The following is a 15741-nucleotide window of genomic DNA, read 5'->3' on the forward strand; positions in this document are numbered from 1 at the left end:
ATTGCTACTCGATACGACCAACTCGCCGAGAGCTTCATCAGCATGGTTCATATTGCTACCGCAAGATACTGGCTCAAATTCGTCCACGCCGCCTAGCTCGCTACCTATCCTGCTGACGTGCAGCTGAATATATCGTTTTGTTAAGAGAGTTGACCGCCTTATCAGGAACCGGCGGCTGGGTATCTCGTTCATTATTGCGGCGGGCGCCAAACGAATAATGGATAATCGCCATGTACAGGTTTTCGGCAATCGCAGCAGTGATCGTGACAGCCCTTGTGTCCACCGTCCCGGCACAAGCGCAAAGCATCGAAATCGGACCAAACGGCATTCAGGTCAATCCAGATGATGACCGCAGAATGCATCGTGATCGCCGTGATTACGGCGAAACAATCAGCGAGCGTCGAGCAGCAAGAATTGCGCGCAACGAAGGCATGGATGAGGTGGAAAGCGTTTCCAGACGCCGAAATGTTTACGTGGTCAGAGGCATAGATCGAGACGACAATGATATGCGCGTCGTCATCGATAGCCGCAGTGGAGAAGTGCTCGAAGTGCAGTGAATTTACGCTGCCTCGCAGCCAAACCCACTCGGTATAGCCAGTATCAAGTAGAATCGAAGAGTCGCCCCTCGCCCTGCAACTGCCGGAGAGGGGCGGAAAACTCTGCTGAAAAGCCTTCTGGATTGAAGTCCGACTTGACTTCACCCGAACCCAGAAGCCCCATTCTGATCAGCTTCGAACCAAATCCGGACTTTTGCGGTTTTACAACAGTCGGACCATCAATCTCATTCCAGAAAAGCGTTAGGGTCGGCTCGTTCTGGCCTTTCGATACCTTCGCCTGCAACTGGACACGGCCACTATCGTTGGAAAGCGCCCCATATTTGATCGCATTGGTGGTCAGTTCGTGAATAAGCAGCGAAAGCGTGGACGCCCCTTTCGGACCGATCATGATATCCCTGCCTTCAAACTGGACCCGGCCGCTTACCGCCAGCGCATTTGTAATGCCGTTTACGATCTCCTGCAGTGAACCTTCAGAACTCTTACCAAGCCGAAGCACATCATGTGCATTCCCCAGCGCGAAAAGCCGTCGGGTAAATGTATGGATCACATCGTCATCAGCATTGTTATTGAAGGTCTGGCTTGCAATCGCGGAAACCACACTAAAAGTATTCTTTATCCGATGCGCAAGCTCCGCATTCAGGATCCTGGCATGCTTTTCGGATTCTACCTTGGACGTTGTCTCGATGACCGTATCGATCATTCCGGCAACGCGCCCTTTTTCATCAAAGATCGGGCTGTAGCAGAATGTAAAATAGCATTGTTCGGAATAACCGTGGCGATCTATCACCAGCGGGAAGTCTTCAATAAATGTCGCTTCTCCCACATAAGCGCGCTCAATCATCGGAAGCAGTTCATCCCAGACTTCCGCCCAGATGTCGCGGAAGGAAGCGCCCATGCAGTTCTCTTTCTCGCCGAGAATCTGCCGAAAAGCATCATTATAGATCGTCGTATACTCAGGTCCCCAGACAATTGCTTTTGGGAACTGTGAGGCGAGCATCATTTGCACTGCGGTAACGAGCGGCGCTGGCCAACTGTTCGGCTCCCCAATCGGATTTTTACTCCAATCCAGATTTCTTATCTCATCGGCCGACCGTCCGCGTGCATGCAGGAAAAGCACCGCACTATCCATTATTTTTTCCATATTTATGAGGAAGTTACCGAGGCGGGCATCGATCTTAGATTCGTCGCATCACGTATTAAAAGCTATTCCAGTTGCCTCTAATATGTCAAACGGCACTTCAGATCGAAACAATCAGAACAACCGCTCATGAACTCTGAAAAACTCGTTGCCTCAATCGTTGTACTCGGAGGCGTTATTCTCCTGACGGCGCTCGGTATACGCCTATACGACACCTATCACGGTATCGATCCCACCTGGGGCAACACCCATATCGGCGTTCAACCCAGACTGGACGATTGAACGTAGCGGCCCACGCCGCACCTCTCCATGAAGCCATGTGATTTGTTGCTCGGAACGAACGCAGGGCAATTTCGTTTATCTTCCTCGGGGGAGCTACAGCAACGGATACCAGCTCACGTTTGCGCTGATACTCTTCTCAAAAGCCTCAAGCGCGGAAAAAACAACAGGCACGAAACGGGCGGCAGCGGCAGTAGCATGGAGGAATGCTATGATTGAGAATGGTTTTGAGGTCCGGCAAGAAGCCGACAACACCTGGTCCGTTTTCGATAAGTTCAGCGGCGAAGTTGTCGTGATTGACGGACATGTTCAAGCGCACTTGACCGAGGCAGGAGCCAGAGAGGCGCTTAATTTGTTGATCCGCAAATACATGGTCCGCCACCATGAGGATGGCAGCGGGCGACTGCCTTAAACAGCGGAGGGAGGAAAGCATGAGCAGCGAACTTGAAAAGCAGCTGGAGATCGAAGAGCTTGCGAAACAACTGTTTGAGCATGAAAATCCAGATCCTGACTTGGACTGGGATGCTGCCACCGGCAAAATCGTCAGCGGCGCAAGCGTTGGCGGCGGCGTTCCGGACGAGGTGAAAGAGAAATACCGGACCAGAGCTGCGCAAATTCTTAGAGACCGCGCAGAAGGTAACGATCGCTAAGCGGGGCAGTAAGGGTAAGTCAAACACTTGGCCGCGTTATGTTGTGCCGATCACCACATAACGCCCGTTTTCCGATTCTCTCAAGATTGCTATCGCAGTTTTACCGTAATCGCGATGATGTTTTCAACATATGCGCGTAGCGTTCTTGCTTATCCCTGCAAATGCGAAACGAATTTCGTATTCTGGTAAGCATCCAGAGCATCGGCTCCACCTTCGGTTCCGTAGCCGGAATCGTTGATGCCGCCGAAGGGCACTTCTGGCAGTGCCAGACCGTAATGGTTAATAGTGATCATTCCGCTACGGACGGATGAAGATATCTTCGCTGCATTGGCCGATGATCCAGTAAATGCATAAGCCGCAAGACCATAATTGAGCCTATTGGCTTCTACCAAAGCGTCGTCAAGTGACTGGAAGCTATTGAGAAGTGCCACCGGACCAAATGGCTCTTCGTTCATGATTGCCGCATCACGCGGCACATCTGCAAGGATCGTCGGCTCAAAGAAATTGCCACGATTGCCAATGCGTTCGCCGCCCGTAACCACTGTAGCCTTATTTTCCTTTGCATCACCGATCAATCGCTCCATGGCGTTGACCCGACGCGCATTGACCAACGGCCCCATTGTCGTCTCGGCATCCAGACCGTCTCCGACTTTCAACGAACGGGCATAAGTTGAAAGACCTTCGATAACCTGATCGTAGACCGGTTCTTCAATCAAAAACCGAGTGGGTGCGATGCAAATCTGCCCTGCATTTCTAAACTTGGCCGCAGCTGCCACTTTGATTGCCCGCTCCACGTCGGCGTCAGCCATGATGACAACAGGCGCATGTCCGCCAAGCTCCATCGTAGCCCGCTTCATATGCAAGCCGCTCAGCGCTGCAAGCTGTTTTCCCACCTGCGTCGAACCCGTGAACGACACTTTCTTAATTACCGAATGAGGGATGAGGTAAGACGAAATCTCTGCCGGATCGCCATAAACGAGATTGATAACACCATCAGGCAAACCAGCATCAGCGAAGGCGCGCACCAGTTCGGCTGGTGCTGCCGGCGTATCTTCAGCAGCTTTCAAAATTATGGAGCAGCCAGCCGCCAGAGCCGCAGATATTTTGCGAACCGACTGGTTGATTGGAAAGTTCCAAGGTGTAAACGCAGCCACTGGGCCAACCGGCTCTTTGACTTCCGATTGCATCACATTCGCAAAACGCGGGGGGACGATGCGCCCATAGCTGCGCCGCGCTTCTTCCGCAAACCAATCGATCAGGTCACCGGCCGCAGCAGCCTCGGCACGCGCTTCCGCCAAGGGCTTGCCCTGCTCAATCGTGAGCAAGCGCGCAATGCTCTCGCCGCGTGTCCGAAAAATATCTGCAGCTTTACGCAGCATCTTATAACGATCAAAAGCCGACACCTTGCGCCAAATCTCAAAGCTGCGCTCGGCTGCCGCCAAAGCATCGTCGAGATCGGTCGTCGTGGCTTTTGCAATATGTCCGATCACGTCATTGGTCGCCGGGTTCAAAACGTCAATCGTCTCGCCGGAACTACCATCCCGCCATGCTCCATCAATGAACAGTTTGATGTCGGAATAGTCTAGCTGAGTGTTGTGCATCACCCTCTCCTCAAACTGTTGCCTGATATTGATGAATGACACCGGATTCTATCAATTCGGCCAGCTTAGTTTTGTCGAATTGGAGTACGTCCTCCAGAATGGATGCACTATCTTCGCCCAGCATCGGCGGCGCCTTATAGGAAGCGTGCTTCTGTGCTTCCAGCCCTTGCGCGGGCCGTACAAGAGAGACCGAACCCAGATGTGGACTTTCCAATGTTTGCACCACATTTCGCGCCACAACATTGGGGCTTTCGAAGGCTTCTGGAACTGTCTTCACCTGGCCCGCAGGCACGCCCATCCTGAGACATTCACTCATCCAATATTCGCGCGTTTGGGTGCGGAAGCGCTCCGCCATCGGCGGTATCAGTTCAGAACGATTGAGCGCTCGCCCGCTTGCCGTCTTGAAACGATCGTCCGCTGCGAGTTCTGGCAGGCCAATGATTTTTTCACAGAGGATTGCAAACTGGCGGTCGTTACCGACAGCGAGGGCAAAAGCGCCATCGGAACACTCGAAAATCTGATAGGGCACCACAGTTGGATGGGCGTTGCCAAAGCGCTTAGGAACGTGTCCGCCATTCAGATGTGCACTACCGACATTGATCAGCGTATTGAGCGCACATTCAAAGAGAGAAATATCTACGAACTGCCCAAGACCCGTGGTCTTGCGCTGGTAAAGCGCTGCCAGAATAGATTGTGTACCAACCATACCCGCTACGATATCTGTCATCGCCACACCAATGCGCATTGGCTCGCCATCGGTTTGTCCGGTGATCGACATCAGGCCGCTTTCAGCCTGAACCACAAAGTCATAGCCGGGGCGACGTGCTTCCGGGCCGGTTTGGCCATAGCCGGATATCGAGCAATAGATGAGCCCGGGATTGAGCGCCTTTAAAGTCGCGTAATCAATTTTCAGACGTTCGACAGTTCCGGCACGAAAGTTCTCGACCACAACATCCGCCTGCTTGGCCAGTTCGTAAATTATGTTCAGACCTTCTGGCGACTTCAGATCGAGCGCCAGGCTTTTCTTGCCGCGGTTGGCACAGAGAAAATAGGTGCTTGCTCCTTTATAATTGGGAACCGACCACGCGCGCGTGTCATCACCGCCTTGAATATTCTCGATTTTCCAGACTTCGGCTCCAAGATCAGCAAGGCTCATCGTGGTCCAGGGACCGGCAAGAACGCGCGAAAGATCAAGAACCTTTATTCCAGCCAGCGGAAGGGCGGAGTTGTTATCGCCCATAACAGGAACCTCAAGTTCGTTCATTATTTTCAAGGTCACGTCCTTCTCAAACATCCGCGATAAGCGGCACCTGATAGTCAAAATTAGTCACGGGAATTACTGAGGTGATCGCCATTCCTGCGGGAAGTGACACGCGACCGCGTGTCCGCCTCCCTGAAGCTGCAATTCCGGCCTGATTTCCGCGCAGATCGCTTCCGCCCTGAAGCAGCGGGTTCTGAACGGGCAACCGGATGGGGGATTGATCGGGCTCGGTACATCTCCCTTGAGCAGAATTTGCTGCCGCTTCCGCTCAATAACCGGATCGGCAAGCGGAACTGCCGACATCAAAGCCTGCGTGTAAGGGTGCAGCGGTCGGTTATAGAGTTCTCCAGCCGGAGCCTTCTCAACGATACGCCCAAGATACATCACTGCAACCGTGTGCGAGATATGCCGCACGACTGACAGATCATGAGCAATGAAGATGTAGGACGTGCCGAACTCCGCCTGAATTTCCTGCAAGAGATTCAGCACCCCAGCCTGCACCGAAACGTCGAGCGCCGAGACAGGCTCATCGAGCACCATAACCTGCGGATTAAGCGCCAAGGCGCGTGCGATCACGACACGTTGCCGCTGGCCGCCTGACAACTCATGCGGATAACGCTTGCCGTGCTCCGGGTTGAGACGGACAAGTCGCAGCATTTCCTGAACACGCTCTTTACGCTGCTGTTGCGAGAGATCACTGATACGAAGCGGCTCGGCGATGCTTTCTTCGATGCGCATACGCGGATGAAGTGAAGCAAACGGGTCCTGAAACACGAATTGCAGGTGCTTGCGTGCAGCCCGCATTTCTTTCGGCGAGAACTGCGCCACGTTCTGTCCCTGAAACAGAACCTCTCCGCTCGTCGGCTCGATCAGCCTGAGCAGGCAACGCCCGAGTGTGGATTTTCCGCAGCCGGATTCACCGACCAGACCAAGCGTCTCACCCTTGGCCAGATCAAACGAAATATCATCGACCGCCTTAACCTCAGCCACATCACGTTGAAAGATCGTGCCGCCTTTGATCGGAAATGATTTGCGAAGATTGCGGACCGAAAGAGCGGCATCCGACACGGAGGATGGAGCTGTTTGCGATGAAAAACTCTGGTTCATAGCGCGGCCTCGTTACTGACCGGAATGTCGGCCTTTCGTTGATATGCAGGCAGACTGTCGGCAAAGTGGCACGCCGATATGTGGCGTCCGAATTGCTGATATGTGGGCGCCGTTGTCTTACAAATTTCCTGTGCATGTGCGCATCGCGGATGAAACGCACATCCTTTGGGGAAAGCACCCAGAACAGGCGGCGCACCATCAATGGAATAGAGTTTGCCGCCACTATCATTCAGTGTCGGGATCGAAGCGATCAGCCCGCGCGTATATGGATGACGAGGATTGTCAAAAAGTTCAAAGACATCCGCTTCCTCGACCACCTCACCGGCATAGACAACGGCAACGCGGTCGGCATGTCCCGCAAGGACACCAAGATCGTGAGTGATGAGAATAAGCCCAAGACCGAGTTTATTCTGCAAGTCTCGCAATACTGCCATGATCTGCGCCTGAACCGTGACATCAAGTGCCGTGGTAGGTTCGTCCGCAATCAGTAGGTCTGGATCATTAGCGACAGCCATGGCGATCATGACACGCTGCCGCATCCCACCTGAAAACTCATGTGGATACTGTTTCACACGCTGATCAGGTTGCGGAATGGAGACTAGCTCCAGCAACTCGATCGCCCGCGTCATAGCGGCTTTCCGATTGAGTTTTTTTTGATGAAGCTGCAAGGCTTCTATCAACTGATCGCCAACCTTCATCACCGGATTGAGAGAAGACAGCGGGTCCTGAAAAATCATCGCAATTTTCGAGCCGCGAAGGCTCCGCATTTCGCGCCGCGATTTACCAACCAGTTCTTCGCCCTGAAATGTAACCGAACCTGAAACCTTGGCATTGGGCGGCGTCAAGCCGATTGAGGCCAGCATCCCGATAGACTTGCCGGAACCAGACTCGCCAACGATACCCAGAACTTCGCGCCGTTTGAGTTCGAGATTGATACCTCTGACCGCGTCAAGCACCTCACCATCGCGGCCAAAGCCGACACGCAGGTTTTCAACTCGGAAGAGACTGGCGTTCTCATTTGGATTTGTCATGTTGTTCTCCAATCACTTCGAACACGGGTCGAAATAGTCGCGAAGACCATCGCCGATGAAATTGAAACCAAGAACGATCGTCAGGATTGCAAGGCCGGGACCCATGGCTATCCACCAGTTGTAGAAATAGACTGCGCCTTCGGCGATCATGGAGCCCCATTCCGGCGTGGGTGGTGTTGCACCAAGGCCGATAAAGCTGAGCGATGCGGCAAGCAAAATGACCTGCCCCAGATCCATCGTCGCGCTGATCAATATGGGGGTCCAGCAGAGCGGCAGAATGTGCTTGAAGAGAACACGGGAGCTGCTGGCGCCAGATGCTATTGCCGCCTCCACATGCTCCCGCTCGCGCACTTCCAGCACCTGCGCCCGCATGAGGCGCGCATAGACAGGCCACCAAACAATGACCATGGCTATCGCAGCATTTTCGAGTCCGGGGCCGAGTGATGCAGCAACAGCCATTGCGAGAAGCATCGGAGGAAATGACAGCGTAATATCGACGAGCCGCATGATCGCCGAGCCAATCAAGCCGCCCTTATAGCCTGAGATAGCACCGGCCAGAGCACCAATGATAACCGCACTCACCACCACTACAAGGGCAATTGGCAGCGAATGCTTGGCTCCATAAAGCGTGCGCGTCAAGACATCGCGTCCCAGAGCATCGGTTCCAAGCCAGTGCGACCAGCTTGGCGCCTGCAAGCGTCGTCCAACCATATCGAGCGGATCGTAGGGCGTCATGTGAGGCGCAAAGAATGTCGCGATGATCCAAAACGCTACGACTATCATCCCGATTGCGACCGGCAGTGTGAACCAGCGGGGTATTCTGAATTTGAGCTGACGCGATGAGGTGTTTACTACTGCAACCATCTGCTTTCCTCTAACCCAAGCGTACGCGGGGATTGGCGAGAACATAGGCGACGTCGGTGAGCAGGTTCGTCACCAGGAACATCACACCGCCGACGATGGTGACACCAATGATAGCTGGGAAATCGAGCGAGCGTGCAGCCTCGACTGCATAAGAGCCCATACCCGGCCAAGCGAAGATCGTTTCAGTCAGCACTGCGCCCGTGATGAGATACGCAAACGAATAACTGATGACGGTCAGAACCGGGACAAGAATGTTGCGCAGGGCATGGCGGAACACTACGCGGAGTTCACCAGCACCTTTGGCGCGTGCAGTGAGGATAAACTCACGCCCGATCACATCAAGCATATTGGCGCGAACAAGACGCGAAATCGTACCCGCCACGGTCCAGCCAAGCACTGTTGCCGGAAGAATCAGATGAGCGAGTGCATTTTTGAATGCTGTGAAATCTCCCGCCAGAAAACTATCGATTGTCATAAAGCCCGTAACTGCAACAGGTGGCGCCATGCGCGGATCCAACCGGCCCGGCCCCGGCAGTAGTTCAAACTGCACCGAGAAGACAAATAGAACGGCGAGCCCCAACCAGAAGACCGGTAGGGAAGAGCCCAACAGTGCAAAAAGCCGCGCCACGTGATCGATGGCGCTGTCACGATAATAAGCCGCCAGAATACCGAGCAGGATACCGACAATAGACCCCAAAACCATGGCCGATAAAACCAGCTCCATGGTGGCTGGTAACCGGGTCATCAGGTCTGTGCTTACCGGGCGCTTTGTGACAAACGAAGTGCCCATATCACCTGACAGCAGATTCTTCAGATAGATGATATAGCGCTCTGGGAGACTGCGATCGAGGCCCCATTTTGCTTTCGCCGCAGCCACAACTTCGGGATTATTCATCTGCTGCTCGGCAACAATAGATGTAAGCGGGTCGCCCTTGGTGATTGTTGTTAGCGCAAAGGCCATGGTTACGATGCCCAGTACCAAAAATGGCATCGCAATGAGGCGTTTGAAGAGATAATTTGACATGCACGGTTCCCATTCTGGAAATCTGGCGCGGTTTTTGGTGCGTCCTTGCACATAGTATTGACAAGCAAATTTGACGCCGTCAATATAATTGGAATTAAATTTCATTTTCTACTGTGATATTCCTTTGAACTGAAACCGAGCACGCTCAGGAGACAATGTGAAGAAAAGAACGAAGCCCAGTTCGTTGGACCTCGATAAAGACAGCGCTCAGGTTTCGAGTGCCCTGGTAAGGGGACTTGAGATTCTGCGAAGCTTCACCCCTAATGATATTTCTCTTGGAAATCAGGAGCTTATTGATCGCACCGGCTTGCCGAAAGCTACCGTGTCGCGGCTGACACTGACTCTGGTCAATCTGGGCTACCTCAACTACGACGAGAATCTCGGACGTTACAGTATCGGCCCTGCGACGATTGCTCTGGGCTATTCGGGTCTTAGCGCAAACGCCGTTGTCTATATGGCGATGCCGCTCATGCGAAAGCTCGCAGAGAAGACCGGCGTTGCTGTTGCAATGGGACTCCGTGAGCAGCGCGAAATGGTCTATATCGCCAATGCGCGTTCGGAAAACCCGGTTTCTCTGCGTCTCAATGTCGGCTCAAGATTGCCATTCTGGCGGACAGCCATGGGGCTTTCCTACTATGCGGGCATGGAAGAAGCCCTGCGAGAAGCCCTGCTTGAACAAATGCTTGCAGCAGAGCCCGATCATGCAGAGAAAATTCGCCGCCTGACAAGCCATGCGCTTGAGGACTTCGCAAGAGACGGCTTCGTTGTTTCATGCGGTGACTGGTACAGCTACATCAACGCTGTGGGTGTTCCATTTCGACCAACTGATGGCACCCAGCTTGTTGCAATTACCTGTGGTGGTATCACCGATATTGCACCGCGAGGCATCTGCTATGGCGAAATCGGACCAGCGCTCAAGCAACTGGCAATCGAGTTGCAGGAGCGCCTGATCGGCAAGATTGAAGCACCCTTACCTTCCTTATCATAGTCATCCATAACGCGACGTCGCAGATTGTTGCAGGAAATCTCATGGCAACCGACATTCTCTATCCAAAAGTCAGTCTGGAAACGAATTCCGGCACAATCTCTCGTTGGCATGTGAAAGACGGTGATCTAGTCCGCCAAGGGCAGCTCCTTTTTGAGATCGACAACGATAAAACTGTCGTTGAGGTGGACGCTCCTCACGATGGAACACTCAAAATTCTAAGGGCCTCGACATCCGACGAAATTGACGTCGGCCAGAGCGTTGCGAGCCTGTTTCTCGAAGACGAAACGATCTCTTCAATTCCCGCCATACCCGCATCGGAACCCACTGCTGGCTTGTCTCCTGAGAGCAAAATGAACTCAGCGAACCCGGCGTCGGATATCCGTTCACACACCACACAAACCGGCAGAGCTATTGCAACGCCACTTGCAAAACGCCTTGCCGGGAACGCCGGAATTGATCTTTCACAGATCAACGGCAGTGGGCCGAGCGGGCGCATACAAAAGAAAGACATTATTGCCGCCATCGAAACGCAACAAACTGTAGGCAACAGATCTCACGAAAGCAGTGACACAGCACTCAACGCCGTGTGGCTGCGTAAGGGAGAAGGAACACCAATCGTCCTTCTACATGGCTTTGCTTCGGATCATAATAACTGGCGTGGGTTGTTTGCCGGAACCCAATGGCAGCAACCCTTATTGGCCATTGATCTACCATCGCATGGCGCCTCGTCGCTTGACCTTGTCGAAAACCTCGACGCAATCGCAGAACGCGTAGAAGCGACTATCAGACAGCTCAACCTCTCGCAAACAATTGTTGTCGGGCATTCCTTCGGCGCGGCGGTGAGCACCCGACTGGCAGTCCGAGGCAATATCGATATCCGTGCACTCGGATTATTTTCACCAGCGGGTCTAGGACCGGAAATCAATTCTGGCTTTGTCGAAAACTTCATTAAAGCCAAGTCGAAAGAAAGCGTCACGCCTTGGCTGCATGAACTTGTTCACGCGAAAGATGTGATTTCAGATGCGTTCATTTATGCCGTGGTGCACCAGCGACAAAACCAGTCGCTGAGCGACGCAATGGGCGCTTTTGCAAAGCAGTTCTTCGCAGATGGAACGCAGACCATATCAATAGCAAACGACCTTGCATCGCTTGAAATACCGGTTCGTGTGGTCTTCGGAAAGCAGGATCGCATTCTACCTTTCAAGCACAGTCGCAACCTGCCGGACAACGTAGCGCTTCATGCATTCGATGCCTGTGGACACATGCCTCACCTTGAAAAGCGCGCCCTGTCACTTCGTATTCTGCAGGAGCTTGTAAGCTCTGCCCGTAACTAAAACACTTTGAAAATGGAAAAAGCCGGAGAAAAATCTCCGGCGTTTTTTGTTTGCTGTACGGTATCTTATTTGGCGACTGAAATCTCGGCCAACGGCAAGTTGCAACAAGCCGAGTAACGAACGCCAGTCACCTTGCTGTTGTAGGCCAGAATAACGTCCGGGCTCAGCATCGGAATGATGACATTGGCAGCAGCCATTTTCTCACCAGCCTGAAACCAGACTTTATCAGCCTGATCGACAGGTGCCTTAAGAGCATCAGCCATGACCTGCTGAATATCGCCAATCACGAATGACGGATCCCGCGCTTCACCGGCACGCTTAGCCCACAGGCTGCCCTTCGCCAGACCAAACGCATCAACATATTGTGATGTGCCAAAGAAATCAGGAGCATAATAAACAGCCGTCAATGGCGTACCGTCACCATTCACCTTTTCGCGCCATGTTGCAAAAGAGACAGGCTGCAGTTCAACCTTGATGTTTACCTTGGATAGATCCTGCTGGATCTTTTGCATCATCTGCGTGAAATCAACGCCGTAAACGTTGAGGTTTGGATAAGTCGCCTCAAGCTTGAAGCCATCCGGATGTCCTGCCTTTGCAAGCAGTTCCTTCGCCTTGTCGGGATTGTATTCAGGTATCTTATGATCAGACCCGCCTGGGAAGCCAATCGGAATGGCGGCACCAATCAACTGGCCTTTGTCGCCCAGCATGAAATCGAGCAGGGTTTCACGATCGATTGCCGTGGAAATTGCCTCGCGTACTTCAGGTGTCAGCGGCACTTCGTTGGATTTTGCACCTGGTGAAAGTGCAATATAGATGAAGTTATAGGAGTGAATGGAATCGATCTTCACGTCGGGATTACGGATGGTCTTGGCAGTTTCCGGATCGATCTGCATGGCAATATCTGCAGAGCCATTTTCAAGCATCTGCGCCTGTGCAACCGCATCCTTCACCTGACGGATGACGACTTCCCCTACTTTCGGAGCCTGGCCCCAATATTTTTCATTCCGTTTCAGACGAAGTTCGGAATTGGGCTCGTAAGCAGCCAGAACGAATGGACCACTACCAGCTGAATTGGCGAGGAACCAGGCCTCGGCATTGTCTTTTTCTGCTGCATCTTCACCGTTTACAGCCTTGGCTTCCGAAATTGCAACAGCACTGTTGATGATGCCGAAATAGGGCGAGGCCACGACATTGAAGAACTCGGAATTGGGAGCCTTCGTCTTTACAACCACTGTTGCTTCATCAGGCGTATCAATGGAGGCGATCGTATCAGCAAGGAATGAAGGACTTGCCTTCACATTCTTCAAGCGCTCCCAGGACCATTTCACGTCCTTGGCCTTAACCTTCGAACCATCCGAGAATACCGCTTTAGGGTTGATCTTGAATGTAAATTCAGTTTGGTCTCCATTCGCTGTATAGCTTTCAGCGAGTACCGGTATGACCTTGTTGTCCTTGTCCAGCGACAAAAGACCTTCATAAACGGCCGAGTCATAAATCTGACAAGTATCGCAGAAGGTGCGGTGTGGATCGAGCGAGTTGATGTCCATGTTGCGCGCGATCACAAGCGAATCCGCGTTTTGCGCATAGGCTGCGGGAACCGCAGTCAGCAGCGTTGCCGCCATCATCAGGCTTTTGAAATGCGCCATCAATAGGCGGTTCAGCCCCGTTTTCCCATTTTTCATATCGTTCCTCATTTTTCTCTTCTTATGTTCAAACTCATCAGGCATTGCGCGTGATTTGTTCCAGCGCCGCCCGAACCTTTTCCGATGACCCGAGAGCCGCCTTGTTCAAGACCAGTGAAACCACAGGTGACGACAAACTGCCGGTCACATGCAGAATTTCATGATCAAGATCGTTGAAGAAACGCCGCTGAATTTCAGCAGCCCAATGCCGTCCGAGCGAAAGCCCGCTCGCGACCTGCTCGGCAATCACCACACGATTGGTCTTGGCTATAGACTGGCCGATCAGTTCCCAATCAATGCCTGTCATATCGAGGCTACGCATGTCGATAATCTCGGCATCTATGCCGGATTCTTCCGCAGCTTTGACGGAGGCCTGTACCATCACAGATGTCGAAAGCACCGTACATGCGGAGCCTGATCTCGCGATGCGGGCCTTCCCGAGAGGAATACAATAATCACGGTCTTCCTTGGGCACGAGGCTTTCACGCTGATAAAACTCAACATGCTCAATAACAACAACAGGGTCGTTTGATTTGAGCGCGCTATTCATCAAACCGACATAGTCAAAGGCATTGGTCGGAGACACGACACGCCAACCCGGAAACATGGCGAACAGTGCCGATGGGTCACCTGAATGCTGGGAGCCGTAACCAGTGTGCGGCGACACGCGAACGCGCATCACAATCGGCACAGGAAAACCATCGCCGAACATATGACGGACTTTGGAAATACCATTGGCAATCTGATCAGCAGCAACAAAGCAGAAGTCACCGAACATGATTTCTACAACCGGGCGCAGTCCCCGCAAGGCAGCTCCCAGTGCGACACCCGTAAAACCATTTTCCGCAATCGGCATGGCGAGCACTCTTCCCGGGAACAGCTCAAGTGCGTTCTTGGTGAACCCGCTGACGCCGCCGGCAAAACGGTGAACATCCTCACCCATGACGATGATTGTCGGGTCCTTCTCCATTGCCCGACCAAGCACATCGGACGCCGCAGCCGCAAAACGCACCTTCACAAGCTCATCGGCGGAATAGTCCTCAATTTCTCTAAAACGAGCATCCGAAAACTCCTGCCCGTCGCCAAGTATGCCTTCATCGACGCTTTCTGCTGAAGGCCATAGAGCATCAGGTATCCGCAGCACATTGCTACCGGGTGCAGTTTCAGTGAGGCGAGATCCTGCAGCCTGCACTGCAGCACTGACTTTCACGTCGATCTCGGCAAGCTCTGCATCGCTGGCAATGCCAAGCTCCTTCAGGCGCCGCTCTGCCTGAGCGATTGGATCACGGCGCTTCCACTCTTCCTCTTCTTCGCCTGTGCGATAGCCGAAATCGCTTCCGGCCTTGCTCCCGCTTTGATGAAGGTAGCGATAGCATTGCGCTTCAATAACGACCGGGCCGCCTTCATCCTCAATGATCTGACAGGCATTGCGCATTGCGTGATGAACAGCGACAACATCCATTCCGTCGCACTCAATGCCAGGGAAGCCCAGCATTGGGCCGCGCGAAGCAATGCGGGTTTCACGAGTAGCATCCTGAATATGAGTCGATACGGCGTAGAGATTGTTCTCAACGTAGAAAATCACCGGAAGACTATAGAGTGCAGCGATGTTCATCGCTTCATAGGTAGCCCCCTGCAAGGAAGCGCCATCGCCAAAGAATGCGACCGATATACCCTTTCTGCCAAGCAATTTATCGGCAAGTGCATAACCGGCTGCATGAGGAATATTGCCACCAACGATAGCACTTGTGCCTGCAATGCCGGATGCGGCATCGCGCATATGCATGGAGCCGCCACGACCACCGCAATAGCCGGGATTAAGCCCCATAATCTCTGCCATTAAACGATAGACGGCATCATTCATGTCGTCGGTAAAATCGGATTGAAGAATATCGAAATCCGATGGCGTCTGTGCATTGATCAGCTTTGTCAGCACCTGATGGTGCGCACGATGCGTACCATTGATCTGATCATCAGAACCGAGCATCGACATGGCACCCACTGCCGCAGCTTCCTGCCCGATACTGGCATGAGCCGGACCATGAACCAGCCCTGCTTTTTCAAAGTCGAGTATTTTTTCCTCAAAGCGCCGGATGAGCTTCATCTGGCTAAACCATTTCAACAGATCACCGGCTTTAGCAGCGCGCCAGTCATCTTCCGTCACATTGAGCCGATACCAGGGCGCAGAAGGTTTGAGTTCAATTTTCTCGGCCATGATAAAGGTT

The 15741-nt window shown here is 52.9% G+C and carries 15 protein-coding genes and 1 pseudogene; 7 read left to right on the forward strand and 9 right to left on the reverse strand.

Translation table 11 applies throughout. The annotated features are described in order from the left end of the window. Both FHW00_RS24545 and FHW00_RS12730 read left to right on the forward strand, forming a co-directional pair. Positions 1–96: pseudogene (locus tag FHW00_RS24545) on the forward strand (IS5 family transposase); the annotation flags it as partial. A 134-nt stretch (positions 97–230) separates the two neighbouring features. Continuing rightward, entirely contained in the window at positions 231–557 is a 327-nt protein-coding gene (locus tag FHW00_RS12730; protein ID WP_078338885.1) for a PepSY domain-containing protein, read from the forward strand. 43 nt (positions 558–600) lie between these two features. Here FHW00_RS12730 and FHW00_RS12735 read toward each other — a convergent pair whose 3' ends face one another. After that, positions 601–1686, reverse strand: a complete 1086-nt coding sequence (locus FHW00_RS12735; RefSeq protein WP_078338886.1) for an HWE histidine kinase domain-containing protein — start codon at positions 1684–1686, stop codon at positions 601–603. Between the two features lie 138 nt (positions 1687–1824). Here FHW00_RS12735 and FHW00_RS12740 point away from each other — a divergent pair, with 138 nt between their 5' ends. The 3 genes from FHW00_RS12740 to FHW00_RS12750 all read left to right on the forward strand — a co-directional run bounded on the left by FHW00_RS12740 (position 1825) and on the right by FHW00_RS12750 (position 2624). Then, entirely contained in the window at positions 1825–1977 is a 153-nt protein-coding gene (locus FHW00_RS12740; protein ID WP_162762630.1) for a hypothetical protein, read from the forward strand. A gap of 208 nt (positions 1978–2185) precedes the next feature. Further along, a complete protein-coding gene (locus tag FHW00_RS12745; RefSeq protein ID WP_078338887.1) occupies positions 2186–2386 on the forward strand; it encodes a hypothetical protein in 201 nt (66 codons plus the stop codon). A gap of 19 nt (positions 2387–2405) precedes the next feature. Beyond that, the gene (locus tag FHW00_RS12750) at positions 2406–2624 is read left to right on the forward strand and encodes a hypothetical protein (RefSeq protein WP_078338888.1); all 219 of its coding nucleotides are present in this window, start codon (positions 2406–2408) and stop codon (positions 2622–2624) included. Positions 2625–2773: 149 nt separating this feature from the next. Here the strand turns inward: FHW00_RS12750 and FHW00_RS12755 are convergent, their stop codons facing one another. The 6 genes from FHW00_RS12755 to FHW00_RS12780 all read right to left on the reverse strand — a co-directional run bounded on the left by FHW00_RS12755 (position 2774) and on the right by FHW00_RS12780 (position 9512). Beyond that, the gene (locus FHW00_RS12755; protein WP_078338889.1) at positions 2774–4225 is read right to left on the reverse strand and encodes an NAD-dependent succinate-semialdehyde dehydrogenase; all 1452 of its coding nucleotides are present in this window, start codon (positions 4223–4225) and stop codon (positions 2774–2776) included. Positions 4226–4235: 10 nt separating this feature from the next. Continuing rightward, positions 4236–5489, reverse strand: coding sequence for a CaiB/BaiF CoA transferase family protein (locus tag FHW00_RS12760; protein WP_078338890.1), 1254 nt, complete (start codon positions 5487–5489; stop codon positions 4236–4238). A 72-nt stretch (positions 5490–5561) separates the two neighbouring features. Beyond that, positions 5562–6593, reverse strand: a complete 1032-nt coding sequence (locus tag FHW00_RS12765) for an ABC transporter ATP-binding protein (protein ID WP_078338891.1) — start codon at positions 6591–6593, stop codon at positions 5562–5564. Next, positions 6590–7624, reverse strand: coding sequence for an ABC transporter ATP-binding protein (locus FHW00_RS12770; protein WP_078338892.1), 1035 nt, complete (start codon positions 7622–7624; stop codon positions 6590–6592). The genes FHW00_RS12765 and FHW00_RS12770 overlap by 4 nt, the downstream gene beginning before the upstream one ends. A 12-nt stretch (positions 7625–7636) precedes the next feature. Beyond that, on the reverse strand, positions 7637–8488 hold the full coding sequence (locus FHW00_RS12775) for an ABC transporter permease (RefSeq protein ID WP_078338893.1): 852 nt from the start codon (positions 8486–8488) through the stop codon (positions 7637–7639). Between the two features lie 10 nt (positions 8489–8498). Beyond that, positions 8499–9512 carry an ABC transporter permease gene (locus FHW00_RS12780; protein WP_078339064.1) on the reverse strand — a complete coding sequence of 338 codons (1014 nt, stop codon included), beginning with the start codon at positions 9510–9512 and terminating at the stop codon, positions 8499–8501. Between the two features lie 157 nt (positions 9513–9669). On the opposite strand from FHW00_RS12780, the gene FHW00_RS12785 reads away from it, so the two are divergent. Together FHW00_RS12785 and FHW00_RS12790 are read left to right on the forward strand one after the other, a co-directional pair. Beyond that, the gene (locus FHW00_RS12785) at positions 9670–10500 is read left to right on the forward strand and encodes an IclR family transcriptional regulator (RefSeq protein WP_078338894.1); all 831 of its coding nucleotides are present in this window, start codon (positions 9670–9672) and stop codon (positions 10498–10500) included. 41 nt (positions 10501–10541) lie between these two features. Then, positions 10542–11834, forward strand: a complete 1293-nt coding sequence (locus FHW00_RS12790; protein ID WP_078338895.1) for an acetoin dehydrogenase dihydrolipoyllysine-residue acetyltransferase subunit — start codon at positions 10542–10544, stop codon at positions 11832–11834. A gap of 65 nt (positions 11835–11899) precedes the next feature. On the opposite strand, the gene FHW00_RS12795 is transcribed toward FHW00_RS12790, so the two are convergent. Both FHW00_RS12795 and FHW00_RS12800 read right to left on the reverse strand, forming a co-directional pair. Further along, positions 11900–13459, reverse strand: coding sequence for an ABC transporter substrate-binding protein (locus FHW00_RS12795; protein ID WP_078339065.1), 1560 nt, complete (start codon positions 13457–13459; stop codon positions 11900–11902). Positions 13460–13553: 94 nt separating this feature from the next. Beyond that, a complete protein-coding gene (locus tag FHW00_RS12800) occupies positions 13554–15731 on the reverse strand; it encodes a dehydrogenase E1 component subunit alpha/beta (RefSeq protein ID WP_078338896.1) in 2178 nt (725 codons plus the stop codon). Positions 15732–15741 lie beyond the last annotated feature (10 nt).

Origin of the sequence: Ochrobactrum sp. P6BSIII (genome assembly GCF_014138065.1) — a bacterium.
In the GTDB taxonomy this organism is placed as follows: domain Bacteria; phylum Pseudomonadota; class Alphaproteobacteria; order Rhizobiales; family Rhizobiaceae; genus Brucella.